This window comes from Streptomyces triticagri, assembly GCF_003429565.1.
Lineage (GTDB): Bacteria > Actinomycetota > Actinomycetes > Streptomycetales > Streptomycetaceae > Streptomyces > Streptomyces triticagri.
In genome coordinates this window covers 27,378-52,891 of sequence record NZ_QUAK01000049.1, presented here as the reverse complement: position 1 = coordinate 52,891, position 25,514 = coordinate 27,378, and the positions used below count along the sequence as shown (strand labels likewise).

The 25,514-nt window shown below is 71.5% G+C and carries 24 protein-coding genes and 2 tRNA genes; 18 read left to right on the top strand and 8 right to left on the bottom strand.

Going from position 1 to position 25,514, the window contains the following annotated elements:
• Positions 1 to 238: 238 nt before the first annotated feature.
• The 5 genes from proB to DY218_RS09285 all read left to right on the top strand — a co-directional run bounded on the left by proB (position 239) and on the right by DY218_RS09285 (position 5,339).
• Positions 239 to 1,369, top strand: coding sequence for a glutamate 5-kinase (proB, locus tag DY218_RS09305; protein ID WP_128555459.1), 1,131 nt, complete (start codon positions 239 to 241; stop codon positions 1,367 to 1,369).
• Between the two features lie 205 nt (positions 1,370 to 1,574).
• Entirely contained in the window at positions 1,575 to 2,030 is a 456-nt protein-coding gene (locus tag DY218_RS09300; protein ID WP_128555452.1) for a hypothetical protein, read from the top strand.
• 105 nt (positions 2,031 to 2,135) lie between these two features.
• Entirely contained in the window at positions 2,136 to 3,428 is a 1,293-nt protein-coding gene (locus DY218_RS09295) for a glutamate-5-semialdehyde dehydrogenase (RefSeq protein WP_128555451.1), read from the top strand.
• Between the two features lie 114 nt (positions 3,429 to 3,542).
• A complete protein-coding gene (locus DY218_RS09290) occupies positions 3,543 to 4,127 on the top strand; it encodes an SCO2584 family spore wall biosynthesis protein (RefSeq protein WP_456341168.1) in 585 nt (194 codons plus the stop codon).
• Between the two features lie 123 nt (positions 4,128 to 4,250).
• Positions 4,251 to 5,339, top strand: coding sequence for an SCO2583 family membrane protein (locus DY218_RS09285; protein WP_128555449.1), 1,089 nt, complete (start codon positions 4,251 to 4,253; stop codon positions 5,337 to 5,339).
• A 22-nt stretch (positions 5,340 to 5,361) separates the two neighbouring features.
• Here the strand turns inward: DY218_RS09285 and DY218_RS09280 are convergent, their stop codons facing one another.
• Positions 5,362 to 6,468 carry a M48 family metallopeptidase gene (locus DY218_RS09280; protein WP_128555448.1) on the bottom strand — a complete coding sequence of 369 codons (1,107 nt, stop codon included), beginning with the start codon at positions 6,466 to 6,468 and terminating at the stop codon, positions 5,362 to 5,364.
• A gap of 209 nt (positions 6,469 to 6,677) precedes the next feature.
• Between DY218_RS09280 and DY218_RS34485 the strand changes: the two genes are divergently transcribed.
• The 6 genes from DY218_RS34485 (at position 6,678) to DY218_RS09255 (ending at position 10,736) form a co-directional block, all read left to right on the top strand.
• Positions 6,678 to 6,842: a hypothetical protein gene (locus DY218_RS34485; RefSeq protein ID WP_199566676.1), complete on the top strand. Its 165-nt coding sequence runs from the start codon at positions 6,678 to 6,680 to the stop codon at positions 6,840 to 6,842.
• Between the two features lie 74 nt (positions 6,843 to 6,916).
• A complete protein-coding gene (gene nadD / locus DY218_RS09275; RefSeq protein ID WP_128555447.1) occupies positions 6,917 to 7,552 on the top strand; it encodes a nicotinate-nucleotide adenylyltransferase in 636 nt (211 codons plus the stop codon).
• A 16-nt stretch (positions 7,553 to 7,568) separates the two neighbouring features.
• Positions 7,569 to 9,293, top strand: a complete 1,725-nt coding sequence (locus tag DY218_RS09270; protein WP_325051983.1) for an LCP family protein — start codon at positions 7,569 to 7,571, stop codon at positions 9,291 to 9,293.
• Positions 9,294 to 9,413: 120 nt separating this feature from the next.
• The gene (gene rsfS / locus DY218_RS09265) at positions 9,414 to 9,857 is read left to right on the top strand and encodes a ribosome silencing factor (protein WP_128555445.1); all 444 of its coding nucleotides are present in this window, start codon (positions 9,414 to 9,416) and stop codon (positions 9,855 to 9,857) included.
• Positions 9,854 to 10,522, top strand: coding sequence for a histidine phosphatase family protein (locus tag DY218_RS09260; RefSeq protein ID WP_128555444.1), 669 nt, complete (start codon positions 9,854 to 9,856; stop codon positions 10,520 to 10,522). The genes rsfS and DY218_RS09260 overlap by 4 nt, the downstream gene beginning before the upstream one ends.
• A 141-nt stretch (positions 10,523 to 10,663) precedes the next feature.
• Positions 10,664 to 10,736: transfer RNA gene (locus tag DY218_RS09255), tRNA-Ala, on the top strand.
• 84 nt (positions 10,737 to 10,820) lie between these two features.
• Here the strand turns inward: DY218_RS09255 and DY218_RS09250 are convergent.
• Positions 10,821 to 11,699 carry a helix-turn-helix transcriptional regulator gene (locus DY218_RS09250; RefSeq protein WP_128555443.1) on the bottom strand — a complete coding sequence of 293 codons (879 nt, stop codon included), beginning with the start codon at positions 11,697 to 11,699 and terminating at the stop codon, positions 10,821 to 10,823.
• A gap of 93 nt (positions 11,700 to 11,792) precedes the next feature.
• On the opposite strand from DY218_RS09250, the gene DY218_RS09245 reads away from it, so the two are divergent.
• From DY218_RS09245 to DY218_RS09230, 4 genes are all read left to right on the top strand, one after another.
• Positions 11,793 to 13,247 carry an MFS transporter gene (locus DY218_RS09245; RefSeq protein WP_128555442.1) on the top strand — a complete coding sequence of 485 codons (1,455 nt, stop codon included), beginning with the start codon at positions 11,793 to 11,795 and terminating at the stop codon, positions 13,245 to 13,247.
• Between the two features lie 90 nt (positions 13,248 to 13,337).
• Positions 13,338 to 13,571 carry a hypothetical protein gene (locus DY218_RS09240; RefSeq protein WP_128555441.1) on the top strand — a complete coding sequence of 78 codons (234 nt, stop codon included), beginning with the start codon at positions 13,338 to 13,340 and terminating at the stop codon, positions 13,569 to 13,571.
• A 3-nt stretch (positions 13,572 to 13,574) separates the two neighbouring features.
• Positions 13,575 to 13,808, top strand: a complete 234-nt coding sequence (locus DY218_RS09235) for a hypothetical protein (RefSeq protein ID WP_128555440.1) — start codon at positions 13,575 to 13,577, stop codon at positions 13,806 to 13,808.
• A 117-nt stretch (positions 13,809 to 13,925) separates the two neighbouring features.
• Positions 13,926 to 13,998: transfer RNA gene (locus DY218_RS09230), tRNA-Ala, on the top strand.
• An 81-nt stretch (positions 13,999 to 14,079) separates the two neighbouring features.
• Here DY218_RS09230 and DY218_RS09225 read toward each other — a convergent pair.
• From DY218_RS09225 to DY218_RS09205, 5 genes are read right to left on the bottom strand one after another with little or no spacing between them, the layout of a single operon-like run.
• Positions 14,080 to 14,907, bottom strand: a complete 828-nt coding sequence (locus DY218_RS09225; protein ID WP_407703587.1) for an ATP-binding cassette domain-containing protein — start codon at positions 14,905 to 14,907, stop codon at positions 14,080 to 14,082.
• A gap of 38 nt (positions 14,908 to 14,945) precedes the next feature.
• The gene (locus DY218_RS09220; RefSeq protein WP_128555438.1) at positions 14,946 to 16,010 is read right to left on the bottom strand and encodes an ABC transporter ATP-binding protein; all 1,065 of its coding nucleotides are present in this window, start codon (positions 16,008 to 16,010) and stop codon (positions 14,946 to 14,948) included.
• Positions 16,007 to 16,897 (bottom strand): ABC transporter permease, encoded by an 891-nt coding sequence (locus tag DY218_RS09215; protein WP_128555437.1) that lies wholly within the window; start codon positions 16,895 to 16,897, stop codon positions 16,007 to 16,009. The genes DY218_RS09220 and DY218_RS09215 overlap by 4 nt, the downstream gene beginning before the upstream one ends.
• Positions 16,890 to 17,819: an ABC transporter permease gene (locus tag DY218_RS09210; RefSeq protein WP_128555436.1), complete on the bottom strand. Its 930-nt coding sequence runs from the start codon at positions 17,817 to 17,819 to the stop codon at positions 16,890 to 16,892. Before DY218_RS09210 ends, DY218_RS09215 begins: the two co-directional genes overlap by 8 nt.
• Positions 17,820 to 17,862: 43 nt before the next feature.
• Positions 17,863 to 19,467 carry a peptide ABC transporter substrate-binding protein gene (locus DY218_RS09205; RefSeq protein WP_158574000.1) on the bottom strand — a complete coding sequence of 535 codons (1,605 nt, stop codon included), beginning with the start codon at positions 19,465 to 19,467 and terminating at the stop codon, positions 17,863 to 17,865.
• Positions 19,468 to 19,751: 284 nt separating this feature from the next.
• On the opposite strand from DY218_RS09205, the gene DY218_RS09200 reads away from it, so the two are divergent.
• The 3 genes from DY218_RS09200 to DY218_RS09190 all read left to right on the top strand — a co-directional run bounded on the left by DY218_RS09200 (position 19,752) and on the right by DY218_RS09190 (position 23,649).
• Positions 19,752 to 21,458 (top strand): PucR family transcriptional regulator, encoded by a 1,707-nt coding sequence (locus DY218_RS09200; RefSeq protein ID WP_128555434.1) that lies wholly within the window; start codon positions 19,752 to 19,754, stop codon positions 21,456 to 21,458.
• Between the two features lie 72 nt (positions 21,459 to 21,530).
• On the top strand, positions 21,531 to 22,148 hold the full coding sequence (locus DY218_RS09195) for an FMN-binding negative transcriptional regulator (RefSeq protein ID WP_128555433.1): 618 nt from the start codon (positions 21,531 to 21,533) through the stop codon (positions 22,146 to 22,148).
• Complete coding sequence (locus tag DY218_RS09190; RefSeq protein WP_128555432.1) at positions 22,141 to 23,649, top strand: amidohydrolase; 1,509 nt, start codon at positions 22,141 to 22,143, stop codon at positions 23,647 to 23,649. The genes DY218_RS09195 and DY218_RS09190 overlap by 8 nt, the downstream gene beginning before the upstream one ends.
• Before the next feature lie 77 nt (positions 23,650 to 23,726).
• Here the strand turns inward: DY218_RS09190 and DY218_RS09185 are convergent, their stop codons facing one another.
• On the bottom strand, positions 23,727 to 25,448 hold the full coding sequence (locus DY218_RS09185) for a M14 family metallopeptidase (protein WP_128555431.1): 1,722 nt from the start codon (positions 25,446 to 25,448) through the stop codon (positions 23,727 to 23,729).
• Positions 25,449 to 25,514 lie beyond the last annotated feature (66 nt).

Genomic DNA, 25,514 nt, shown 5'->3' with positions numbered 1-25,514 from the left:
GCACGGTCCTCGTACCTGCGCCTTCCCGCCCTTGGACCCTGGCGTTCCGCCCCTCGGAATGCAGAAGCGGTCCCACGCGGTGCTCGCGTAGATTGCAGACACCGCTCCGCAAGCGGACTCCGCTGCGGATACCAGCAGGTCATGACCATTGGGGACGTACGTGTCGGGCGCAGGGCAGAACGAGGCAGGCATCGGAGCGGACGAGGCCGAGGCCGTGCGACCGCCCGAGCGCCGGGCCGTGCGCGAGGCCCGGCGGATCGTCGTCAAGGTCGGCTCGTCCTCCCTGACCACCGCGGCGGGCGGCCTTGACGCGGACCGGGTGGACGCCCTGGTCGACGTGCTGGCCAAGGCTCGGACCCGGCCCGCCGCAGGAGCGCCCGAGGACGGCGGGCGGGAGATCGTGCTCGTCTCCTCCGGGGCGATCGCCGCCGGACTCGCCCCGCTCGGACTGATCCGCCGCCCGCGCGATCTGGCCCGCCAGCAGGCCGCGGCCAGCGTCGGCCAGGGACTGCTCGTGGCCCGCTACACCGCGTCCTTCGCCCGCTACGGCGTACGCGTCGGCCAGGTGCTGCTGACCAGCGACGACATGGCCCGGCGCGCCCACCACCGCAACGCCTCGCGCACCCTCGACCAGCTCCTTGCGATGGGCTCGCTGCCGGTGGTCAACGAGAACGACACGGTGGCCACCGACGAGATCCGCTTCGGCGACAACGACCGGCTGGCCGCCCTGGTCGCCCACCTGGTCCGCGCCGACCTCCTGGTGCTGCTCTCCGACGTGGACGGCCTCTACGACGGCGATCCCGCCAAGCCGGGGACGTCCCGTATCGAGGAGGTGCGCGGCCCCGCCGACCTCGACGGGGTGCAGATCGGCAGCTCGGGCCGGGCCGGCGTCGGCACCGGCGGCATGGTCACCAAGGTCGAGGCGGCCGGGATCGCGGCCGCGGCCGGCATCCCCGTGGTGCTGACCTCCGCCGTGCACGCCGCCGACGCCCTGGCGGGACGCCCCACGGGCACGCACTTCCACCCCACCGGGCGGCGCTCCGCCGACCGGCTGCTCTGGCTGCAGCACGCCTCGACCCCGCAGGGCGCCCTCACGCTTGACGACGGTGCGGTGCACGCGGTCACCGAGCGCCGCACCTCGCTCCTGCCGGCCGGGATCCGGGCGGTCGAGGGCGAGTTCTCGGCCGGGGACCCGGTGGAGCTGCGGGACGTGGCCGGCCGGGCCGTCGCCCGGGGGCTCGTCAACTTCGACGCCAAGGAGATCCCCCAGCTGATCGGCCGGTCCACCCGCGATCTGGCCAGGGAACTCGGGCCTGCGTACGAGCGCGAGGTCGTGCACCGGGACGATCTGGTGGTCATGAAGGCGTGACGGGCCCGGTCGTTCCGCGAAGTGCCCGGCCCGGGTCAGCCCGTGTCGCCACCTGTCGCCACCTGTCGACACCTGTCGAAAAGAGGCCGAAACCGCAGCCCCCGGTGAGGGACCTTCCGTAAAACCGTCACGCGCGCTCTCGTCGCCTGGTCAACTTTGTCCAGGGGGCAACTTCCGCACGACGAGAGCTTGACAGGAGGCCGCCGTGAGACGAGTGCGCCCTGGGGCGGCAGCCCGAGGTGTGCCCGCCGAACGAGCGCTGACCAGCGTGACGGCGGGCCAGGAGTGCCCGGACGAGGAGCGGCCCGGGCCCGTGGACCTGCCCAGGCTCTGGCACGTCACGCTGAGCGTCTCGGGCCCCGCGGCGCAGCTGCCCGATGTGCGGCGCGGCCTCGAGCAGCTGGCCCACGACCACCCCTTCCTGCTGACCAGCCGCTATGCCGCGGACCACGCGGAGATCCGGTACTGGGAAGAGGCCAGGGATCTGCACGACGCCGCCGCCGTCGCGCTGCGCCTGTGGGGCGAGCACCGCCTCAGTGCCGGGCTGCCGCCCTGGGAGATCGTCGGCCTCGAGGTCATCGACCGCGAGACGTACCACCAGCGCATCGCGGAAGGCTACGGTCCGCCCCCGGCGGCCCCGGTCGGCGTGCACCCCTTTTGAGCCGAGTCGCGCCCGCGGGGGCGTCCGCGCGCAGACGCCTCCGCGCACGTCTCGGAGTACGGAACACCCTCTGGACGCCCCAGGCCGCCCGGCTACCCTGCGGTCATGACGTCGCCCATCCCGGTCTCCCCGTACGACAACATGACGCCGGTCGCCCAGGCCGCCTACCGGGCCAGGTCCGCCGCCGCCGACCTCGCCCCGCTGCCGCGCTCCGTCAAGGACGACGCGCTCCTGGCCATCGCCGACGCCCTCGAGGTGCGGACCAAGGAAATCGTCGAGGCGAACGCGAAGGACGTCGCAAGGGCCGAGGAGGCCGGCACCAGCGACACCGTCGTGGACCGCCTCACCCTCACCCCCGAGCGGGTCCGCGCCATCGCCTCCGACGTACGCGACGTGGTGGCCCTGCCCGACCCCGTCGGCGAGGTGGTCCGCGGCTCGACCCTGCCCAACGGCATCGACCTGCGCCAGGTCCGCGTCCCGCTCGGCGTGGTCGGCATCATCTACGAGGCCCGGCCCAACGTCACGGTGGACGCCGCCGCCCTCTGCCTGAAGTCGGGCAACGCGGTCCTGCTGCGCGGCTCCTCCTCCGCGTACGACTCGAACACCGCCCTGGTCCGCGTGCTGCGCGACGCCATCGGCGGCGCCGGCCTGCCCGCCGACGCCATCCAGCTGGTCCCGGGGGAGTCCCGCGACTCCGTGACCGAGCTGATGCGCGCCCGCGGCCTGGTCGACGTCCTCATCCCGCGCGGCGGCGCCTCCCTGATCCGCACCGTGGTCGAGGAGTCCACGGTCCCGGTGATCGAGACCGGCACCGGCAACTGCCATGTGTACGTGGACGCGCAGGCCGACCTCGACACGGCCGTCGAGATCCTGGTCAACTCCAAGGCCCAGCGCCCGAGCGTCTGCAATGCGGCCGAGACCCTGCTCGTCCACCAGGACATCGCGGACGCCTTCCTGCCGCGTGCCCTCGACGCACTCGCCGAGGCCGGCGTCACCGTGCACGGCGACGAGCGCGTCGTCGCGGCCGCCGCCGGCAGCAAGGCCACCGTCGTCCCCGCGACTCCCGAGGACTGGGAGACCGAGTACCTCTCGTACGACATCGCGGCCGGCGTCGTCGACTCGCTCGACAAGGCCGTGGAGCACATCCGGCTGTGGACCTCCGGGCACACCGAGGCCATCGTGACCACCTCGCAGCAGGCGGCCCGCCGCTTCACCCAGCTCGTCGACTCCACCACCGTCGCGGTCAACGCCTCGACGCGGTTCACCGACGGCGGCCAGTTCGGCTTCGGCGCCGAGATCGGCATCTCCACCCAGAAGCTGCACGCCCGAGGCCCGATGGGACTGCCCGAACTGACCTCCACGAAGTACATCGTCACCGGCGACGGCCACGTGCGCTGACGCTCGCCGCTCGGCGCCGGTCCGACCCCGCGCGGACCGGCGGCACACATCGGGTTGCGGGGTGAATTCCCGTACCGTCTGCCCAAATTGCCCCCTCCGGTCTACGCTGGAGCCGTGCCGGAGGACGTGGGGGGCACGCCGTTTCCGGACGGCCGGGAGCCCGACGACAGCCACGACCGCGGAGGTGCGGACGACGCGTTCGCCTCCGTGGTCTTCGACGAGGCCTTCGTGCGCTCGGCCGAATTCCATGAACCCACCGCGGTCGAGCGGCTGCTCGCCGCCGCCGAGGCCCGCAGAGCCCGTGGCCACGGCTCCCCGGGGGACGACGACCCGGAGGCGGCCGACGGCCCGGGCGACTACGGCGAGCGCACCGGGTACGGCACGCGCTATGTCTTCGGCACCGGCGCGTTCGCCCGCTCCGACGCCGAATCCGATGACGACGCGGACGAGCCGGAGTACGCCGAGGGGCCGTACGCCCGCCGCGGCAACTCCCGCTGGCACCGCCCGGTGGCCTGGCTGCTCGCCCTGGTGATGGGCGTCGGCATGGTCGCCCTCGCCTTCGCCGCCGTCTACCGCGGCAGCAGCTCCGGCCGTCAGGACCCCACCCCGCCGCCCGCCACCACCGGCGTCGACCAGGCACCCTCGGCATCGGCCGACTACTCGCAGCCACCGGTCCCCGCAGAGCCGCGGCTGCCCTGACAGGACCTGCCGCGCACCCGTCCGGCACCAGCCCGTACGCAGGTCGGAGGGCTGTGAGATTCCGTCAGAACTTGTGGCGCACCAGGGCGTTTAGGCACGCCCGTGACGACCTACTCTGAATGTATGGCCGGGTCTGGAGAGCCACCTGAGGGCACACCCGATTCAGTCCCGGGTGGCGGCGAGGAAGAGTACCGCTCCGTCGTCTTCGACGAGTCCTTCGTCCGTGCTGCCAGGATCCAGGAGTTCTCCGCGCACGAGCGGGTCGACGAGCACACACCGGCCGTCCGCAGCCGCCCGGCCGCCGCCGTGGTCAAGAACTTCTCGCGCCAGGCCATGATCCTCGTCGTGCTCATCGCGATCGCCTTCGGCACCGCGATCTACATGGGCGTCCGCCACCCGTACGAGCAGCCCTCCGCGGGACGCCCCGCGGAACCGCTCCGGTCGACCGTCATCCCGCTCGTGCCCAAGGGCGCGGTGCCGGGCGCGAAGGACCCCGAGAAACTCTTCGCGAACAGCCCGGCCGCCCAGTTCAAACAGGGCGCGGCAGGCATCTCGCTGCCCGCGGTCCGGGCCACCGCGCACTTCTCCGAGAGCCAGGTCCTCACCGCCCTGACCACGGCCAAGGACTACCTGGTCGAGTCGTCGCTCGACCACGACGTACTGAACGGGCACACGGTGCGGCCGGTGCGGATACTCCTCGACCCGGACCAGCTCGACCAGTTCGACGCCAGCTTCGCCCGGCCCGTCGCCGACGGACGGCACGCCGCCACCGGCTGGCTGGTGCGCTTCGACCCCGGCCAGGCCGCGCTGGCCGACAGCGGCATCCGGGTCCGCGGCTCGATGCACGTCGGCGAGGCCAACGACCGTACGCTCGAGGTCACTTCGGAGCACACCTTCGTCTACGCGCTGCGCGAGCCCGGCTCCGACGAGGGCCGCAGCTCCCTCTTCACCGTCCGGCGGGAACTGCACTTCCGCTTCGACCAGACCGATCTGCGCATGCACCGGGCCGAGCTGCTCGTCTCGTATCTGCAGGCCGGACCGCTGGCCTGCGCCGCGGACTCGGTGGGGCGGCTCAGGCCGCTGCTCGCCGGTCAGAAGGCCGAGGTGGGCGGGCCCGCGGGCACCGACCCGTACGCCCCGGACAGCGCCACGGCACTGTGCGGATCGCTCGACCCCTCGGCCCAGCCGAAGCCGCCCCGCTCCTCGTCGTAGACCGGGCCGTCCCGGCCGGGGCTCAGGCCCGGTCGTCCGGTCCCTCGCCGTTCTCCGTCGGCGTACCGGAATCGCGGCCCGAACCGCCGCCGGAGCCGCCGGAGCCGCCCGTCCCGCCCGTGAACCGGTCGCGCAGCTTGCCGCCCAGGTCGCCCGCCCCGCCGGCCAGGTCCGAGACCAGCTTCATCAGCGGGTCCTTGCTGCTGCGCACGTCCTGGGCGTACGCGCCCGCGGACTGGCGGAAGGAGTCGGAGACCGACGCCTCCTTGTCCTCGTCGCGCCGCGGGTAGTGGCCGTCCATGATCCGCTGGTAGTCGCGGGTCTCCGCCCAGCGCTTGAGCTCGGCGGCCCGCACGGTGGTGAAGGGATGGGTGCGCGGCAGCACATTCATGATCTTCAGGACCGAGTCGCGCAGGTCGCCGCCCGCCTCGTACTCCTCGGCCTGGGCCAGGAACGCGTCGACGTTCATCTCGTGCAGGTGATTGCCGCCCGCGATCTTCATCAGGCCGCGCATCGAGGCCTGCAGATCCTGGCCCACCAGGAGGCCCGCGCGGTCCGCCGAGAGCTCCGACTTGCGGAACCACTCGCGCAGGGCGGTGACGATCGCCATGATCGCGACGTTCCCCAGCGGGATCCAGGCGACCTTCAGGGCCAGGTTCGTCAGGAAGAGCAGGATCGTCCGGTACACCGAGTGGCCCGACAGGGCGTGGCCCACCTCGTGTCCGACGACCGCCCGCATCTCCTCCTCGTCGAGCAGCTCCACCAGGCCGGTGGTGACCACGATGATCGGCTCGTCCATGCCGATGCACATCGCATTCGGCTTCGGGTCCTGGCTGACGTACATCGGCGGGACCTTCTCCAGGTCCAGGATGTAACAGGCGTCCTGCAGCATCGTGTTGAGATGGCTGAACTGGGCGTCGCTCACCCGCACCGAGTCCGACAGGAACAGCAGCCTGAGGCTCCGCTCCGGGAGCAGACCGCTCAGCGCCTTGAAGACGGTGTCGAAACCGCTCAGCTTGCGCAGGGCCACCAGGGCCGAGCGGTCCGCCGGATGTTCGTAGGCCCGGGTCGAGATCCCCGGAAAGCGCCGGCGGTTGCGGCCCGGCAGCTGGTCGTGGCTTTCGGTCATTTCACGGCCCCCAAAGATCTGCGAGTGGTCTCGCCCCCCGTACGGGAATCCAGCCTACGGGCTCCGCCTGCGCTGCGAGAGGGACGAGCCGGCGCTTTCCGGGCCGAACGGCCGCGGGGCGTGTCCGGTACCCGGTCCCCGTGAGCGCTGCGGAACGTCCGATTACGATGTGGCAGAACCCGCTCCCACCCGGATAGGTCCACTCCACGATGAGTCTGCACAGCACCGCGGCCCAGCTGGTCACCCTCGCCTCCGAGGGCGGCGAGCACGGCGGCAACCACGAGAGCCTCAACCCCTACTTCGTCGGCGGCATGGCGTTCTTCGCGCTGATGCTGCTCCTGTGGATCACCACGCGGTTCAACCGCGACCGCTGACACGGCCCGCGGAGCGGTCCTCCGGAGGACGGCCGCGACCGCGTCACCCGAACGGGCCGGTAGGGTCTGCACGCATGGGAGAGCAGGACACGCCTACCGGCCCGCAGACGGAGCCCGGCGCCGCCAAACGCCGTCTCGGCGTCATGGGCGGCACCTTCGACCCGATCCATCACGGGCACCTGGTGGCCGCCAGCGAGGTGGCCGCGCAGTTCCAGCTGGACGAGGTCATGTTCGTCCCGACCGGAGAGCCGTGGCAGAAGAGCCACAAGACGGTCTCACCGGCCGAGGACCGCTATCTGATGACGGTCATCGCCACCGCCGAGAACCCGCAGTTCTCGGTCAGCCGTATCGACATCGACCGCGGCGGCAAGACCTACACGATCGACACCCTGCGCGATCTGCGCTCCATGCACCCCGACACGGATCTGTTCTTCATCACCGGGGCCGACGCCCTCGGCCAGATCCTCACCTGGCGGGACGCCGAGGAGCTGTTCTCCCTCGCCCACTTCATCGGTGTGACGCGCCCCGGGCACACGCTGGCGGACCCCGGCCTCCCGGAGGGCGGCGTCTCCCTGGTGGAGGTCCCGGCCCTGGCCATCTCCTCCACGGACTGCCGTGCGAGGGTCGCGGCCGGCGACCCGGTCTGGTACCTGGTGCCGGACGGCGTGGTGCGTTACATCGACAAGCGCGAGCTGTACCGCGGCGAGTGAGCCGAGAGGGGCACCGGTGAACGACCGACAGTACGACCCGTACGCGGGCGGGCAGGACCCGTACGCTCAGCCGGGCTCCGCCTACGAGATCGTCGGCTACGACGAGTACGGCCGGCCGGTGTACCAGCAGGTCCCGCAGCAGCCGCCCGCGGCGCCCCGGCAGCCGCCGCATCCGCAACACGACCAGCACACCCAGCAGTTCGACCCGTACGCCGGCGACCAGGGCTACGGCTACGACCCGTACGGCGCCGCCGCGAACACCGGTCCGCAGCCGCCCGTACCGGACCAGGGCTACGGCGGGCAGGGCTACGACCAGGGATACGGCGGCTACGACCCGTACGGGCAGGCCGCCGGCACCGGACAGCAGCCGCGGGTCGACGACCGGACCGCCTGGGTCCCCCAGCAGCACCGCCCCGAGGATCCGCCCCAGCAGCCGCTCCCGCCCCAGCGCGGCCCGCAGGGCGACGCCGCAGCCGGCGGCGACGAACGCGACTACCGCACCGAGCAGTTCTCGTTCATCGAGGAGCCGGACGAGGAGTCCGAGGACGTCATCGACTGGCTCAAGTTCACCGAGAGCCGCACCGAACGCCGCGAGGAGGCCAAACGCCGCGGCCGCAACCGACTCGTCGCCCTGGTCGTCGTCCTGGCCCTCGTCCTCACCGGCGGCGTCGGCTACCTCTGGTACGAGGGCAGACTGCCCGGCGTGTCCGACACCAAGGGCGACGACGCCGCCGCGTCCGGACCGCAGAAGCGCGACGTCATCGTCGTCCACCTGCACAACACCAAGAAGGGCGGCACCTCCACGGCGCTGCTCGTCGACAACTCCACCACCGGCCGCGGCAGCACCGTCCTGCTGCCCAACTCGCTGTCCGTGACGAACGACGACGGCGCCACGACCACCCTCGGCAAGTCCGTCGACGACGACGGCACGGGCGGCACCCGCGACTCCATCAACTCGCTGCTCGGCACCCGCATCGAGGGCACCTGGCGCCTGGACACCCCCTACCTGGACAACCTGGTCGAACTCGTCGGCAACATCGACATCGACACCGACACCGACGTCCCCGACCCGGCCGCCGAGAAGAAGGGCCAGGCGCCGCTGGTCAAGAAGGGCGAGCAGCAGACCCTCAGCGGAGCGATGGCCGTCGCGTACGCCACATACCGCGCGAAGGGCGAGCCGGAGACGGCGCAGCTCAAGCGGTTCGGCCAGGTCATGCAGGGCGTACTGCGCAAGATCTCGACCGATCGGCAGGCCGCGACCACCACCGTCGAGACGCTCACCCTGATCCTCGACCCGCCGCTGGACGAGAAGAGCCTCGGCGCCTTCCTCGCCAAGCTGGCCGACCGCGCCAAGGGCGGCGACTACCAGTCGACGGTGCTGCCCGTGCAGCGCGACGGGACCCTGACCCAGGCCACCTCGCAGAAGGTCGTCCAGGATCTTCTCGGCGGCAAGGTCAAGGCCCCCGACCAGGACGAGGCGGTCCGGGTCAGCCTCTCCGGCGCCGGGAAGGCCGTGCAGCGGGCCCGGGTCGATCTGGTCAACGGCGGCTGGTCGGTCGTCGCGGGCAGCGGCTCCGACCGGACCACGTCCCAGGTCACCTACGGCGACACGGCGCAGCAGAAGGAGGCCGCCGAGATCGCCAAGACCCTGGGCCTGCCCGCGGCCGCCGTACGCAAGGGGAAGACGGCGGCCAACGCGGACATCTCAGTGGTCCTCGGCTCCGACTACAGCGCTTCCTGAGGCACCTCGCGGTCCGCCCCCAGCGCGTCCCCCCGGGGGGCGGACCTGATATCGGCTCCAGTGTCCTGTGCGGTCCGTGAGACCCTGGAGGTCCACCCGATATCGACGGAAAGCCTTGCAGTGACCGCGACAGACCGCTCCATCGAGCTCATCGAGACCGCCGCCCAGGCAGCCGCCGACAAGCTCGCGCACGACATCATCGCCTACGACGTCAGCGACGTGCTGTCGATCACGGACGCCTTCCTCCTCGCCTCCGCGCCGAACGACCGGCAGGTCAAGTCGATCGTCGACGGCATCGAGGAGCGGCTGTCCAAGGAGCTCGACGCCAAGCCCGTGCGCCGCGAGGGCGACCGCGAGGCCCGCTGGGTGCTGCTCGACTACGTCGACATCGTGGTGCACGTCCAGCACAGCGAGGAGCGCGTCTTCTACGCGCTCGAGCGGCTGTGGAAGGACTGCCCCGAGCTCGACCTGCCCGAGGACGCCGAGGCGACCCGCGGCAAGGGGGCGGAGCACGCCGAGCAGACCGCGCAGGACACCGATCTCCCGGCCGGTGACATCCGGTGACGTCCGGGCCCTTCCAGAACGCCACGGCCGGCCGCGGCCGCCGCATCGTCCTGTGGCGGCACGGCCAGACCGCCTGGAACCTCGAGCGCCGCTTCCAGGGCACCACGGACATCCCGCTCACCGACGAGGGCCTCGCCCAGGCCCGCCGCGCGGCCCGGCTGCTCGCCTCCCTGAAGCCGGCTGCGATCGTCGCGTCCGACCTGGCCAGGGCAGCCGCCACCGCCGGTGAACTCGCCGCCCTGACCGGCCTCGAGGTCAGCCACGACGAAGGTCTGCGCGAGACCTACGCCGGTGCCTGGCAGGGGCTGACCCACGACGAGATCATGGCGTCCTACGGCGAGCAGTACGCGGCGTGGAAACGCGGCGAGGCCGTCCGCAGAGGCGGCGGTGAACTGGAGACCGAGGTCGCCGACCGCGCGGCCCCCGTCGTCCTGGGGCATGCCGACAAGCTCCCCGACGGCGGCACCCTCGTCGTCACCAGCCACGGCGGCACGATCCGTACGACCATCGGGCGGCTGCTCGACCTCGAGCCGCACAACTGGGAGGGGCTCGGCGGCCTCTCCAACTGCTGCTGGTCCGTGCTCGGCGAAGGCGCCCGCGGCTGGCGGCTCCTCGAGCACAACGCGGGCACGCTGCCCGAGCCGGTCCTCGGCGACGACGACTGACGAACGGCTCCTGCGGGGTGCGGGCGGGGGCCTGTCGGGTCGCCCACCGGCCGGTGGGCGGGGCCCGCACCCGGATTTCACTTTCCGCCTGGTCCCGGGCTAAAGTTCTTCTTGTTCGCCCGCCGAGCGGGGAGAGCGCAAGGGGCTATAGCTCAGTTGGTAGAGCGCCTGCATGGCATGCAGGAGGTCAGGAGTTCAATTCTCCTTAGCTCCACAGCTCCACAAGCAGTACTTTTCGTCCCGTCCCCAGCAGGGGGCGGGACTTCTGCGTTCCCGGCCGCAAGGGCGTCCGCGGCCGTCAGGGGCTCGCCGTCAGGGGCTCACTGCGGGCCCGCAGTACGGCCAGGCGCCGGCGGCTCTCCTCGTCCTCCGGCGTGTACGCCACGATCCGGCACTCCGGCATGCCGTTGATCGCGAGCGATACCGACGTCATCCGCAGCTCGCCCACCAGACCGTGCTTGAAGTGCTTCACCCGCGGTCCCGGAGGCACCACGTCCCCGCCGGCCCACAGCTCCGCGAAGTGCGGGCTGGCCTCGCACAGACCCGATATGAAGCACTCCCAGGCCGGCTCGCCGACATGGGTGCCGTACGCGCCGCGCAACTGCGCGACCATCACCGGCAGTTCGGCGTCCCGGAAGACCAGCGGACAGGCCTCCTCCGAGACGGTGAACAGCGTCCACAGCACATTGGGCGTGGGGGTGTCGGCCATCGGCGGGACGAAGAACAGCGCCCGGTAGGCGGCATTGGTGGCGAGGATGTCGTACCGGGCGTTGTAGACCACCGCCGGGTGCGGGTCCAGGGCGTCCAGGAGGCCCTGGATCTCCGGGCCGACCTCCTGCGCCAGTGCGGATCCCGGCACCTCGGGCGTGAACGGCACCTCCGCCAGGTGGTACAGATGCTCGCGCCCGGGGCGATCCAGGCGCAGGGTGCGGGCGACCGCGTCGAGCACCTGCGGCGAGGCATTGATCGGACGGCCCTGCTCGAGCCAGGTGTACCAGGTCACACCGACACCGGAGAGCTGGGCGACCTCCTCGCGGCGCAGGCCGGGCGTGCGCCGCCGCACGCCGGGCGGCATGCCGACGTCCGCCGGGCTCACACGGGCCCGGCGGCCACGCAGGAAGGCGGCCAGCTCCGTCCTGCGGCGCTGTGTGGTGGCCATCGTCGTCACATCCCCCATCGTCGTGCCCCGGCCGATGCCTTGCCAGGTGCTGTCACTACCCGTATCGGCGGGCTCTCGGTACGGGCACCGGGCTGCGGTCAGGCTCGGCGCATGACCACTTCCGCCGTCACCAGTAGAACGCGCGGCACTGACAATGCGCACGGCACCCGGCCCGGCCGGGTCCTCGCGCTGGTGCTCGCCGCCCAATTCATGGCCCTGCTCGACGTGTTCATCGTCAATGTCGCGGCACCCACCATCCGCACCGACCTGTCCGCATCGGGCGCCGGCCTCCAGCTCGTCGTCGCCGGCTACACCATCGCGTACGCCGTGCTGCTCATCACCGGCGCGCGGCTCGGCGACCGGTTCGGGCACCGTCGGATGTACCTCGTCGGCCTTCTCGTCTTCACGCTCGCCTCGCTCGCCTGCGGTCTCAGCGTGAACACCGGCGAGCTGATCGCCTTCCGACTGGTGCAGGGCGCGGGCGCGGCCGTACTGATCCCCCAGGTCCTCAGCCTCATCCAGCGGACCTACCAGGGCGAGGCACGGGTGCGGGCGCTCGGTGCGTACGCCGCAGTGCTCGCCACGGGGGCGGCGGCGGGCCAGGTGATCGGCGGGGTCCTGGTGAGCGCCGACCTCTTCGGGTCGGGCTGGCGGCCGGTCTTCCTGGTGAACGTGCCGATCGGTGCTGCTCTGCTGCTCCTGGGCGCCCGGCTGCTGCCCGCGGACACCCGGCCCGCACCCGAGAGCCGGCGCGGGCTCGACCTGCCGGGTCTGGTCCTGCTCGCGGCGGCGGTGACCCTTTTCACCGTCCCTATGGTCCTCGGTCAGGAAGAGGACTGGCCCTTGTGGTCCTGGCTTTCGATGGGCTCAAGTGTCTTGATGTTCGCGGTTTTTGTGGCCGTCGAATCGAGGCTCTCCGCGCGCGGGAGCGCCCCCATCGTCGCCCCCAGGGTGCTGCGACTGCCGGGCATGGGCCTCGCCGTCGCCCGCATCCTCCTGGTGATGGCGGTCAACGCCGGTTTCCTGTTCGTACTTGCCCTGCATCTCCAGGGCGGGCTCGGATACAGCGCGCTGCGTGCCGGCCTGACGTTCGCGCCGGCCGCGATCGCCTTCGGTGCGGTGGGGCTCACCTGGCGGAAGTGGCCGGCGCCGCTCCAGCGGTGGCTGATCCCCGCCGGGTGCACTCTGGTCGCGGTGTGCACCACGGCCTTCGCACTGCTGCTGCGGGACGGCGACGACGGCGGGCTGCTCCTGTACCTGGCCTTCGTCGGGGTCGGCGTAGGGCTCTCGCTCGGCTTCAGCCCGGCGCTCACGGGAGCGCTCGCCGGGGTCGGTCCGGCCGACGCGGCGGACGCCAGCGGGCTCCTGGCGACCGTCACCCAGCTCGGGCAGCTGGTCGGAGTCGCGGTCTTCGGCGCGCTGTTCCTGAACCGCGTGGAGGCCGCTGCGACCGGGGGTACGGGCGGGGCGCAGGCGTCGGCGGACGGGCTGCTCGTGTGCGCGGCCGCGCTTGCCGCGACCGCCCTGGCCGGCGCCTTGTCCGGACTGGTACGCGCACGTCGCTGACCCATGAGTGCGGCCGTGGCAGAATCGGGCGGGGCCGGAAGGGGGCCGCCCCATCACGCGAGGAGCCGGGTCGACGGGAGGGAGAGACCGATGCCTGCGAGCATCCTCGAGGAGGTCAACGACCTGCTCGACGTCGCAGAGGCACAGGGCTACGACTGGCTCCCGGAATACGCCCTCCGGTTCACCTGCCCCGCGTGCGAGGACCCCGTCGGCTCCGGCGATCTCAACTGTCCGTCCTGCGGCTCGGGCCATGTCGCCCAAGTCCTCGGGGACAACGGCGGAATCTCCTTCGTCTGCACGGCCTGCGGCCACTCCTGGAGCTGATCGATGGGTGCGCACAGGAGGAAATGCGACTGGTGCGGCAGTGGTACGCCGATCGTCCGCGACATGGAGCCGGTGAACGCGGAGTACCAGTACTGGTGCGAGGAATGCGCCCGGGCGCTGATCATAAAAGGCGACCCCATCGAGACCTACCGGGAGCTCGAGGGGGAGCCCATCTACGGCCGCCTCCTGGAGGAGCACTGCACGCTCAAGCGCTTCTATTCCTTCGCCACGGCCTGACCACAGGTCTGCGCCCTGACCGGCGGTCTTCGCGGACAAACGATTTGGCGAACGGCCGGGGGGACCGTGTAATGTTGTCGACGTCGCCGCGGCCCGGGGCCGCTGTACGGACAGCAAGGGGCTATAGCTCAGTTGGTAGAGCGCCTGCATGGCATGCAGGAGGTCAGGAGTTCAATTCTCCTTAGCTCCACACCTCGACCTCGGTTCACCGAGGTGATTCCACCAGATCCCGCCTGACCGGTTCGTCAGGCGGGATCTTTGCGTCGGCCTGCTACGGCAACGGCGCGGGTGAGCTGCTCAGGAGCTCTGCCGTGTATGGGTGCCGGGCGTGGTCGTAGATCTCGTCCACCGTGCCCTGCTCCACGATGCGACCGTGGTGCATGACGGCGACCCGGTCGGCCATGTGCTCCACCACCGCGAGGTCGTGGGAGATGAATACATAGGCGATGCCCAACTCGCGCTGGAGCGCGGTGAACAGGTTCACGATCTGGGCCTGGACGGAGACGTCGAGAGCGGAGACCGGCTCGTCGCAGACCACGACCTCGGGGCGCAGCGCAAGTGCCCGCGCGATGCCGATCCGCTGGCGCTGGCCGCCGGAGAACTCGTGCGGCCGCCGGTCCGCATGGTCGGGGTTCAGTCCTACGAGTTCCAGCAGTTCGGCGACGCGTCGGCGCCGGTCCCTGCGCGGCGCCGGATCACGGTGGATGAGCAAGGGCTCACGCACGATGGCACCGACCGTCATCCGGGGATCCAGGCAGGTGTACGGGTCCTGGAAGACCAGTTGGATGTTCCGGCGTGCGGCACGCAGCGCTCGTCCGTCCAGCTGATCGAGCCGGCGGCCCAGCACCTCGACGTGTCCCGAGGTCGGGCGGTCGACGGCCGTCAGCAGGCGGGCCAGACTCGACTTGCCGCACCCCGACTCACCGACCAGGCCGAGCGTCTCGCCCTGGCGCAGCCGCAGGCTCACACCGTCGACGGCAGGAGTGTCGCTCGACGCCCGGGACCGGAGGAACCCGCTGCTGCGGTGCCGCTTGACGAGATCCGACGCTTCGAGGACCAGGGGGCGCGCGGACGACAGGGGATCCCCATCACGGTTCACGGGACTCTCGTCAGGGCTCACGGCTCGGGAACTGCGGCTCATCGCGCGGAAACCTCCTGGGAACGGTGGCAGGCGGACAGATGGCCGGGGCCTACCGTCTCCAGCGGCGGTGGTACCGCACAGTCCGCCTGCGCGAGCGAACACCGGGGACGGAAGGGGCAACCGCCGGGCGGCCGCGCCGGATCCGGCGGAGCACCGGGGAGCGCCGCGAGCGGCCGGCCCCGGTGGCCCCGCCGGGGGACGGCGTCGAGCAGCGCCCGGGTGTACGGGTGGGCGGGGCGCGCGTAGAGATCGTCCGCAGCGGCCTCCTCGACGACCCTTCCGCCGTACATGACGGCGACGCGGTCGGCGGTTCCGGCGACGACGGACAGGTCGTGGCTGATCAGGACGAGGCTCAGCCCGTGTTGGTCCTTGAGGCTCTTGAGGAGGCCGAGGATCTGGGCCTGGACGGTCACGTCGAGAGCGGTGGTCGGCTCGTCGGCGATGAGTACCCGGGGCGTCAGCGCCAGGGCCATGGCGATCATGACCCGCTGGCGCATCCCGCCGGAGAACTGATGCGGGTAGTGGCCGGCGCGTACTGCGGGCTCGGGTATGCCGACCCGGGCGAGCATCGCCACCGCCCGGTCGAAGGCCTCCCGGCGTCCCGTGCATCCGTGCACGCGGTACACCTCGGCGATCTGGTGCCCGACCGGGACGACCGGATTGAGGGCGGCGAGCGCATCCTGGAAGACCATCGCGATGTGACGTCCGCGCAGGGAGCGTGCCTGCCGGTCCGGGAGGCCGAGCAGATCGACCCCGCAGAGCCGGGCGTGGCCGTCGGTGACGCGGGCGCCGTGCGGCAGCAGCCCCATCACGGCGCGAGCCGTCAGGCTCTTGCCGCTGCCCGATTCGCCCACCACGGCGAGTGTCCGGCCCGACGCGACCCGGAACGTGGCACCGGAGACGACGTCGGCCCGCGGTCGGGACCGGGTGGCAGGGAACTCGACCTGCAGGCCGCCGACTTCGAGGGGAGCGGCCCCGGGATCGTAGCCGGGCAGGTCCTGCAGCGGGCCCGGGTGCAGCGGGCCGGAGTGCTGGGGGCGGGCGTACGGCGCAGTGGTCATCGGGACCTCGGATCGAAGGCGTCGCGGAGGCAGTCCCCGAGCAGGACGAAGCTGAGGACGGCGACGGACAGGAACAGGGCGGGGAAGACGAGCAGATTGAGGTGCTCGGTGAAGTACTCCTGAGCGGCGTTGAGTTGGACACCCCAGGACATCGCCGGTGCGGTCAGGCCGACGCCGAGGAAGGTGAGGGCGGCCTCGGCGGTGATGACGGCGCCGATGCTCAGGCTCGTCAGGACGGCGACGGGTGCGATGGCGTTCGGTATCACGTGCCGGACCAGAATGCGCAGCGTGCCCGCCCCCAGCTCGCGGGCCGCGGTGACGAATTCGAGACTGCGGACGGCGAGTACGGACGATCGCATGATGCGGGTGAGCGAGGGCCAGGTGAAGAGCGCGAGGACGACCGAGACGCTCCACACGTCGTGCACGCCGAAGGTCTGCAGCACCACGATCATGCCGATCAGCAGCGGGAACCCGAAGAAGATGTCCATGACCCGGCTGATCACCTGGTCGACGAGCCCGCCGAAGTATCCGGCCAGGGAACCGAGTACGACCGCGACGGCGAAGCTGAGCCCGGTGGCGAGCAGGCCTATGGTCAGCGAGTCACGGGTGCCGTGCACGACGTTGCTGTAGAGGTCACACCCCTGGATGTCGAAGCCGAACGGGTGCCCTGCGGCGGGCCCTTGGCCGCTGCGTTCGAGCGTGCACTCCCGCGGGTCGCCGTGTCCGAACCAGCCGCTGAAGACGCCCGGGGCCACGGCCATGGCGCACATCAGCAGGACTCCGCATGCCGGTACGAGGAATCGTGGCCGGCGCAGCAGCCCCCGGAAGGTCCCCTCGCTACGGCTCCGGTCCCGGTCGGTGACGGGTGTGTTCAGGACGCTAGTCAAGGCGGATCCTCGGGTCGATGACGACGTAGAGCACGTCGACGATGAGGTTGATGAGCAGGAAGGTGAGGACGAGAAGGGTGCTGATGCCGACGACCACGGGCCCGTTGTGCTGCTGGATGCCCTGGAAGGCCTGGTAGCCGAGGCCGGGCAGATTGAAGATCCCCTCGATCAGGATCGTCCCCGACATCAGGGTGCCGAGGGTCAGTCCGAGCATGGAGACGACCGGGATCAGCGAGTTCCGCAGGACGTGTCCGACCAGCACCCGCAGCCGGCCTGCGCCCTTGGCGACCGCGGTGTCCACGAACTCGGCGTGCAGATTCTCCAGCACGCTGGCGCGGGTGAGGCGGGCCACCTCGGGCACCCCGAGGAGCGCGAGGCAGAGTGCGGGTACGAGATAACTCCGGGGCCAGCCCTCGTCGATGCCCGACACGGGGAACCAGCCCAGCCGGTCGCCGAGCACGATCTGGGCGACGTACGCGGTGATGAAGTACGGCACGGCGAGGATCAGGGTGGAGCCGCCGAGGATCGCGAAGTCGGTGGCCCGGCCGGCGCGGACGGCCGCAAGCACCCCGAGCCCCACCCCCACCAGGGCCTGGATGACCCAGGTCATCAGGGCGAGCCGGACGGTCACCGGCCAGCCGGCCGCGATCAGCGAGGAGACGGGAGTCTCGTTGAAGTCGATGCCGAAGTCCCCCTGGGCCAGCCCTGCGAGGTAGTGCCCGTACTGGACGAGGAAAGGCTCGTCCAGGCGGTAGTGCGCCCGCAGCGCCTCCGCCATGGCGGGCGTGACGGCGCGGTCGGGACCGGCCAGGGTCTGTACCGGGTCACCGGGCAGGGCGTAGACGGCGGCGAAGATGATCAGGGTGGTGCCGAGCACCACAGGAATCGTCATGAGAAGCCGGCGCAGGATGTGACGGGCCACACGCGCTCCTTCCTTGGTCGGCGGTGCCGCGGGCGGGGGGTGGTCAGCGGATCCCGATACCGGGGAGCCGCACGTCACCGAGGGCGTCGAGGCGCACGCCGGTCAGGTTCTCGGCGTGCACGGCGCCGGTCGTCGGGTGATACAGCGGAGCGAGCGGCAGGTCCTTCAGGGCGGCCCGCTCGGCCTGCCGGGCCAGGGCCGAACCGGCCGCCCCGGAGCGGGCCGCCGCCCGGTCGAGCAGCGCGTCGAAGCGTGCGCCGCGGTACCCCGTCGTATTGGTGGCGGAGCCGGCCGCGAACAGCTGCTCCGCCTGGGCGTACAGGGCGGGGTAGGCGGCTCCCATGTACAGCAGGAACGGGCCGTTCGCCTTGTGCTGGGCCAGATTCGGGTAGAGCTGCTCGGTGGGCTGCGCCTTGATGGTGATGCGGTCGATGCCCAGATTGCTGCGGAGTTGATTGAGCACGGCCTCGAGCACGGTCTGCATCAGCGGATCCTGCTCGGTCCACAACGTCAACGCGCCCTGCCAGCCGCCCGCCTCCTCGAGCAGCCGGCGTGCCTCCTTCGGGTCGTAGCGGCAGTCCGCACATGTCCTACCGCCACCACCGACGACGGCGTCGGGGGCGATCCCCGCCGCGGGCTCCGCCAGACCCTGCAGCAGTGAGCGGGAGATGGACCGCCGGTCGATGGCGAGCGAGAACGCCCTGCGCACCCGCGGATCGGTGAACCGCCGGTCCCAGAGCGGGAATCCGAGGTAGCTGACACCGCCGACGGCCGCGGCCTCGGTGCTGTCCGGGCGGGTGCGCTGCGACCGGGCGAGGCGGTGCCCGCTCGCCAGGGCGAGATCGACGGCGCCGGCCTGGAAGCTGGTGTACGCGGTGGCGTCGTCCTGATACGACTTCACCTCGATGCGGGCCGCCTTGCCCGCGGGGCCCGCGTATCCGTCGTAGCGTTCGAGCGTGATCTCCTGCACGCCGGGGCGCAGGCCCGGTGCGGCCACCCGGTAGGGGCCGTTGCCGATCGGTCGGCGGTCGTGGGCGGTCAGGTCCTTGAAGGCGGCCTTCGCCATCGGTGCGAACACCGTGCCGGCCAGCACGTACGGGAAGGTGGCCAGCGGCTTGGTCAGCGTGATGCGCAGGGTGTGTGCGTCGACCACGTCCACCCCGGAGAGCTTCTTGGCCGTGGGACGGCCCTCGGCCGGATTCAGCGCCGCGTAGCCGTCGATCGCGGCGAACATGTAGCCGTACGGCATGGCGTTGGGGCCGTAGGCGGCGGCGTTCCACGCGTCGGCGAAGGACTGTGCGGTGACCGGCTCCCCGTTGTGGAACGTCCAGCCCTCCTCGAGCCGGACGGTCCAGTGCCGGTTGTCGTCCGAGCGTATGGATTCGGCCACCGCGCCGACCGCTCTGCCGTCCTTGTCCACCCGGGTCAGCGGGGTCCACACGGCTTCGGCGACGGAGCTCTTTCCGGCACGCGCCGGCGTCAGATGGGCGACGTACCACGCGGGCACGCCGACGCTGAAGCTGCCGCCGTCCGCTGCGGCGACGGGTCCGCGGCCGGCGCCGCCGCCGCATCCGCCCACGGTCGCGACGAGCGCCGCCGTCCCGACGGCGAGCACCGCCCTGCGGACTGCTCCGGAGCTTCCTGGCACAGCGAGCAAGGCTTCCTCCAGGGGCTTTTCGCTCGACGGCATGCGGCGACCGAGTGGCACGGGAGCAAGGAGAGTCCCGGAATCGCAGGCGCCGCAGCATCGTCGGCGACGGCAAAAAACGCCCGGGTGGATTGTCGGAGCCCACACGTCGGGGCGACCTCGTTTCCGTCCGGTGAACCGACCGATTCCGCTCGGTTTCCGGGCACCGGCCGGCGACCGCAGGGCACATCCGGCCGCCGCCCAGGCCTTGCTGCGGACGATCTCCGTGTGCCTACGATGACCGGATGCCGAGCCCTACGGACCCATCAATTCCGGACATACGACAGGGCCGGTCGTCGCCGGAGGACCGCATCGCTCTGCGGCGGCTGCGCGAGGCGCTCGGCCCCTTGGTGCTCCGCCTCGAATGCGCGCCCGCAGGCGAGGACATCCCGGTCGGACCGCAGATCATCCACGGTCTGCACGAGCCCCTCATGGTGAGCCCCAGCGGATTCCTGATCCTGGTCGGCGGGGCCGCCGAGGACAGCGGGACGCTGGAGGTGATCGCACGGGCCGGCGAGACGGGCTGCAGCGCCGTGGTGCTCAAGTCGTACGGAGCCGATCTGACGTCCGCCGTCTCGGCCGCACGGCAGGCCGGCATCGCGCTGTGCACCGTGCCCGACGACATGCCGTGGCGGCACTTCGATGCCTTGGTGACGGCCGCGTCCGGGGCACTGGAACCGGCGCAGGACACCTACGCCTCGGTCGGCCTCGGCGACCTTTTCGCCCTCGCCAACGTCATCGCGTACCAGGTCGGCGGCGCCGTGAGCATCGAGGATCCGCGTGGCCATGTGCTCGCGCACTCGAGTCTGCCGCACCAGGAGATCGACGAGATCCGCCGCAGCGCCATCCTGGGGCGGCAGACCCCGCACCGTCCCGGCAACAGCGCGGAGTACGAGCGGGTCATCCGCGCGGACGGGCCGGTGCGGTTCGACATTCCGGCCGACGACCACACCGACCGGCTGGCCATGGCGGTCCGTGCCGGCTCCCAACTCCTCGGTCTCGTCTGGGTCCTGGACGGATCGCCGGCCCTGGGCGACGGCGCGGAGTCCGCCCTGGAGGAGGCCGCGAAGGTCACGGCCCTGCACCTGCTGCGGGCCCGTACCCATCGTGACCCGAGCCGGCGGCACCGGGCCGAGGCCCTGGCGTCACTGCTCGACGGGGAGATCGGGGGCCGTACCGCGGCCGGCCAGCTCGGCCTGGCGCAGGAGGCGGGGACTGTGGTGGTGGCCTTCGCCCAGTCCGCTCCGGAGGAGACACCGGGACTTGCCGGCGCCCGCATCGTCGACCTGGTCAACCTGTACTGCGAGGCCTGGCACCCGCAGGCGCTGTGCGTCGCGGCCGGCGCCACCGTGTACGCCCTCCTGCCGGTCAGGAACGATGCCGGCGCCCAGCAGCGCGTGGTCAAGTTCGCCGAGAACGTCTGCGACACGGTGCGGCGCAGCACCCAGGTCGTCCTGAAGGCCGGCATCGGCGCACGCAACGACCGGCTCGACCGGGTGCCGGCCGGGCGGCGCACCGCGGACCGGGTGCTGCGCGCGCTGGCGGCCGACGGCGGACGGCTCGAGGCCGCCACGGTGGAGGACGTACGCAGCCGGGTGACGCTCCTGGAGTACCTCGACCGCGGCGCCTCGAACGCGGACCTGGGCCCCGGACCGGTGCAACGCATCATCGAGCACGACGAGTCGAACGACTCCGCGTACGGTATTTCCCTCCTCGCCTACCTCGACGCGTTCGGTGAGGCGATACCGGCGGCCGCCCGGCTCTCCATTCACGAGAACACCCTGCGCTACCGGATCCGGCGTATCCAGAAGCTGTTCGGCCTCGATCTGGATGACCCGGAGACCCGCCTGGTGACCTGGCTGCAACTGAGCCTGCACCAACTCGGCCGGGCGGACGTGCGGCCGGACGGGGGTGTGTCCGCGCCGACAAAGAGGGCCTCCTCAAATGCATGACTCGCACGATGTTCCTCCGCTGCCGGGCCCATAGCGTCGGGCCGTCAAGGCAGCACAGACCGTGAGGAACGCATGCTGGAACAAGACGAATACGCCCTGGACGACGTCGATGCGCTCAGAGGGCTGATCGCCGGCCACGGCTGGGTCACGCTGGTCAGCGCGGCGGACGCGGGCCCCGTCGTCTCGCATCTGCCGGTGCTTCTGGAGAACGGCCGAGGGTGCGAGATCGTGGGGCATCTGGCGCGGGCGGACGCGGAGCGGCACCGCCTCGGCGAACATCCGGTGGTCGTGGTGGTCCAGGGGCCGCACGGCTATGTCTCTCCCACCCTCTACGCGGCCGGCCCGTATGTGCCCACCTGGAATTTCGTGGTCGCCCATCTGCACGGGACCCCGGAAGTCCTGGGCGGCGACGAGACGTTCGACGTGCTGCGGCGTACGGTCGACCACTTCGAGGCGGAGCGGCCCGTGCCGTGGCGGCTCGAATCGGTGCCCGAGTACGCCCACTCGCTCGCCCCGTACACGACCGGCTTCCGGCTGCGGCCCGACCGGATCGTGGGCAAGCAGAAGCTCAGCCAGGAGAAGCCGCGCGCCGTCGCCGAGCGGGTGATCACAGCGCTCGGCGGGGACGATCCGCAGCGCAATCCCCAACTGGCCGCCGCCATGCGCCAGGTGGTGACGGCGGATGAGTGAGCTCGGCATCGCCACGGATCTGGACACCTCCCTGCTGCTGACCCGGGTCAGGCTCGGCCCGCACGGCCCGATCGGCCATGTGGAGATACGCGGCGGACGCATCGTGTCCATCTCGGCGAGTCCGCCGACGGATCGGCCCGATGAGATCTTCGATGCCGGCGGGCGCACGCTGCTGCCCGGCCTCACGGACGCGCATGTGCATCTCGTGCAGTGGGCGAGCGCCCGCCGCCGGGTGGACCTCTCCGGTGCGGCCTCCGCACGGGAAGCCGCGGATCTCATGGCGCAGGCGGCGCGACGCGCCCCGGGGCCGGGAGCCGGCGAGGCGCTCATCGGCTTCGGGTTCCGCGACGCGCTCTGGCCGGACGCCCCGCACCGCGACCTGCTGGCCTGGGCTCAGGACCGCGCGGTGGCCCTGGTGAGCAACGACCTGCACACCGCCTGGCTGGGTCCGGCCGCACTCGCGGCACTCGGCAGGTCCGGCCACCCGACGGGGGTCCTCCGGGAGAACGAGGCCCTCGACGCCGCGGCGCAGCTCGCCAGTACCGGCCGTGCGCTCACGGACGCCTGGATCGGCGACGCGCTCCGGGCGGCCGCGGCCCGTGGCGTCACACGTCTGATCGACTTCGAGTACGCGGACAACGTGACGGACTGGGCACGGCGTGGCGCCGAGGAAGAACTGCCGGTCCGCGTCACGTGCACCGTCTATCCCGACCATCTGGAGCGGGCGATCGCCGACGGCCTGCGGACCGGAAGCGTGCTGCCCGGAACTGCCGGCCGGGTCGACGTCGGGCCACTCAAGCTCTTCGTCGACGGCTCCCTGAACACACGTACCGCCCTGTGTCACGACCCGTATCCGGGTACGGGTGGGGAAGTCCCGGACCGCGGCGTCCTGCTGACCCCGCCGGACGAGCTGCAGCGGACCATGGCCCGGGCTGCCGCGCACGGTCTGCAGAGCGCGGTGCATGCGATCGGCGACCGGGCGAACGCCATCGCGCTCGGAGCCTTCGAGCGGGTGGGCTGTCCGGGCAGGATCGAGCACGCCCAGCTCATCGATCCTGCCGACCTGCCCCGGTTCGCCCGCCCGGATCTGGTCGTGGGCGTACAGCCGGCACATGCGCCGGACGACCGCGACGTGGCCGACCATCATTGGGGCGGGCGCACACATCGCGCCTATCCGTACGCGGATCTGCTGAAGGCCGGTGCCACCCTGGAGTTCGGGTCGGATGCCCCGGTCACGCCGCTCGATCCGTGGCACGGTGTCGCGGCCGCCGTGCACCGCGGCGGTGACGCGGAACGCCCGCCGTGGCACCCGGAACAGCGGATCGGCCTCGACGATGCACTTCTCGCCACGGGAGCGGGGCCCGGAGGCCTCCAAGTGGGCAGGACCGCCGACCTGATCGTCACCGAGGAGAATCCAGCTGACGTGGCGCCGCAGGAACTCGCCGCGATGCCGGTCCACGCGACGCTTCTCGCCGGCCGCTGGACGCACCGAGCCGATTGAGAAGGGGGGGCGCGATGCCGCCCCCCCCTCGTTCCCCTCACTCTTCTCGCTCTTCTCGCTCTTCCTGCTCGGGCGAGTCAGTCCCCGAGGTGCACGCGGGCGCTGTCCGCGCCGGCCCGCGGGTGACGTGCGGTCACCGTCACCGTGGTGCCGGGCGGGGCCGTCACCACCCACTCGGCCGCGGCCAGGTCGGGAGTGCCCGGGGCGTGCCCCCACCAGGTGGTGGAGGAGAGCGCTCCGCTGCGTCCCTCAAGGCTTCCCACGGACACCGCGGCCTCGCCCGCCAACAGGCGTACCCCGTCCGGCAGTTCGATACGGAGCATGGTGCTGCCGCCGCGCCGCCTCCGTACGGCCTGCTCGGAGACATGCGTCGGCAGCCAGCCGTTGTTGGCCACGACGGCACGGATCCGGTACACGCCCGGTGCCTGTTCGGTCGCTGTCACGGAGCGCATCTCCAGGCGCGGCGAGCACAGCGCCTGGAACACGACCCACTCCGTGTGCGGCGCGACCTCGTCCTCGATGCGTGACAGCGGTGGGTTGTACCAGTAATTGATCATGTCCCAGCCGCCGAGCTCCACCTCGCCGAGCTGCGGGTGGTCGAAGGGGTACCAGTCGACGAACCCCTTGCCGTCCAGCTCCTTGTCGCTCCACTCGATCATCCGCAGGTCGTCGCCCTCCGGGTGGTCGAGGAGCCAGCGCGAGGGGTGGTACGCGGTGATCCCGGCGGCACGCTGCGGGCTCCAGAACTCGGTGATCCACGAGAAAATGCCCAACTGCTCGTAGTACCAGCCCAGTTGGCCGCCGTGGAACTCGATGTCCGGGTCGTACTTGAGGTCCTGGAAGGACATCACGTCGTAGCCGGTCAGCGCGGCGGCCCTGGCGCCGAACGTCTCGTACACGCGGCGGTCCGCGTAGGGCAGTTGCTCACCGCTGTTGAGCGGCGGGCGCAGATGCAGCCCTCCGAAGGTGTGGCAGGTGACGAAGCCGGTGATGTTGGGTCGGGCGGTGACGGCCTTCAGTACGGCCCGGGTCTCCGGCTCCGATCCCGCGAACGGGCCCGCGTTGTCGGGTATGCGCCCCGCCGTCGCCCAATCGGTGGGGAGGTTCTGGCCGAGGTCGATTCCTTCCAGCGGCTCGGCCGGCTCGATGACGTCCGGGCGGGGACGGTCGGCCCCGCTGTCGAGCCCGTCCCCGTGGCCGCCCTCGATCTCGCCCTCCAGCAGGAGCCGGTAATACGTGCCGCCTTCCTCGTCCGGCTCGCGCGGCACCATCAGCCGGGGCTCCTCGTGGTGCTTCTTCCATGGCCCGTGCGGGTCGGGCAGGCGCATGAACAGCACCCGGCCGTCGCCGTCCACGTCTCGGAGCTGAAGTCCCGGGTCGGGGACGGGATTCGGGTACGCACGCATGCTGGACCGTATGTAGCGGCCCTCGGTCATCATGTGCTCGGTGCCGTCCGGATTCAGCCGGGGGACCACGTACACCGCCCTGGTGTCGAGCAGTCGTGTCACCCGCTCGTCGCGGCCGTGGCCGGCCAGCAGACGGTGGACGAGGTGCAGGGCCGCGTAACTGCCGGTCCACTCCGCGGCGTGAATGCCGGCCTCGACGAAGAACCCCGGCTTGTCCTCGGCCGGTCCCGTCGCCGAATTGGTCAGCGTCAGAAGCCAGATGTCCCGGCCCTCGAGTGAGCGGCCGGCGCTTTCCAGGCCGGCGAGATCAGGCCTGGCGGCCACCCAGTCCGCGAGCAGGGCACCGAGTTCGGCGTGCGTGTGGAACCGGTCGTACGTCAGGGGTCGGATCATGGGGCGGCAGTCCTCACATTCGGTCGACGGCTCGGGTGTGTGCACGGGGTCAGTCTTCGGCTCCGG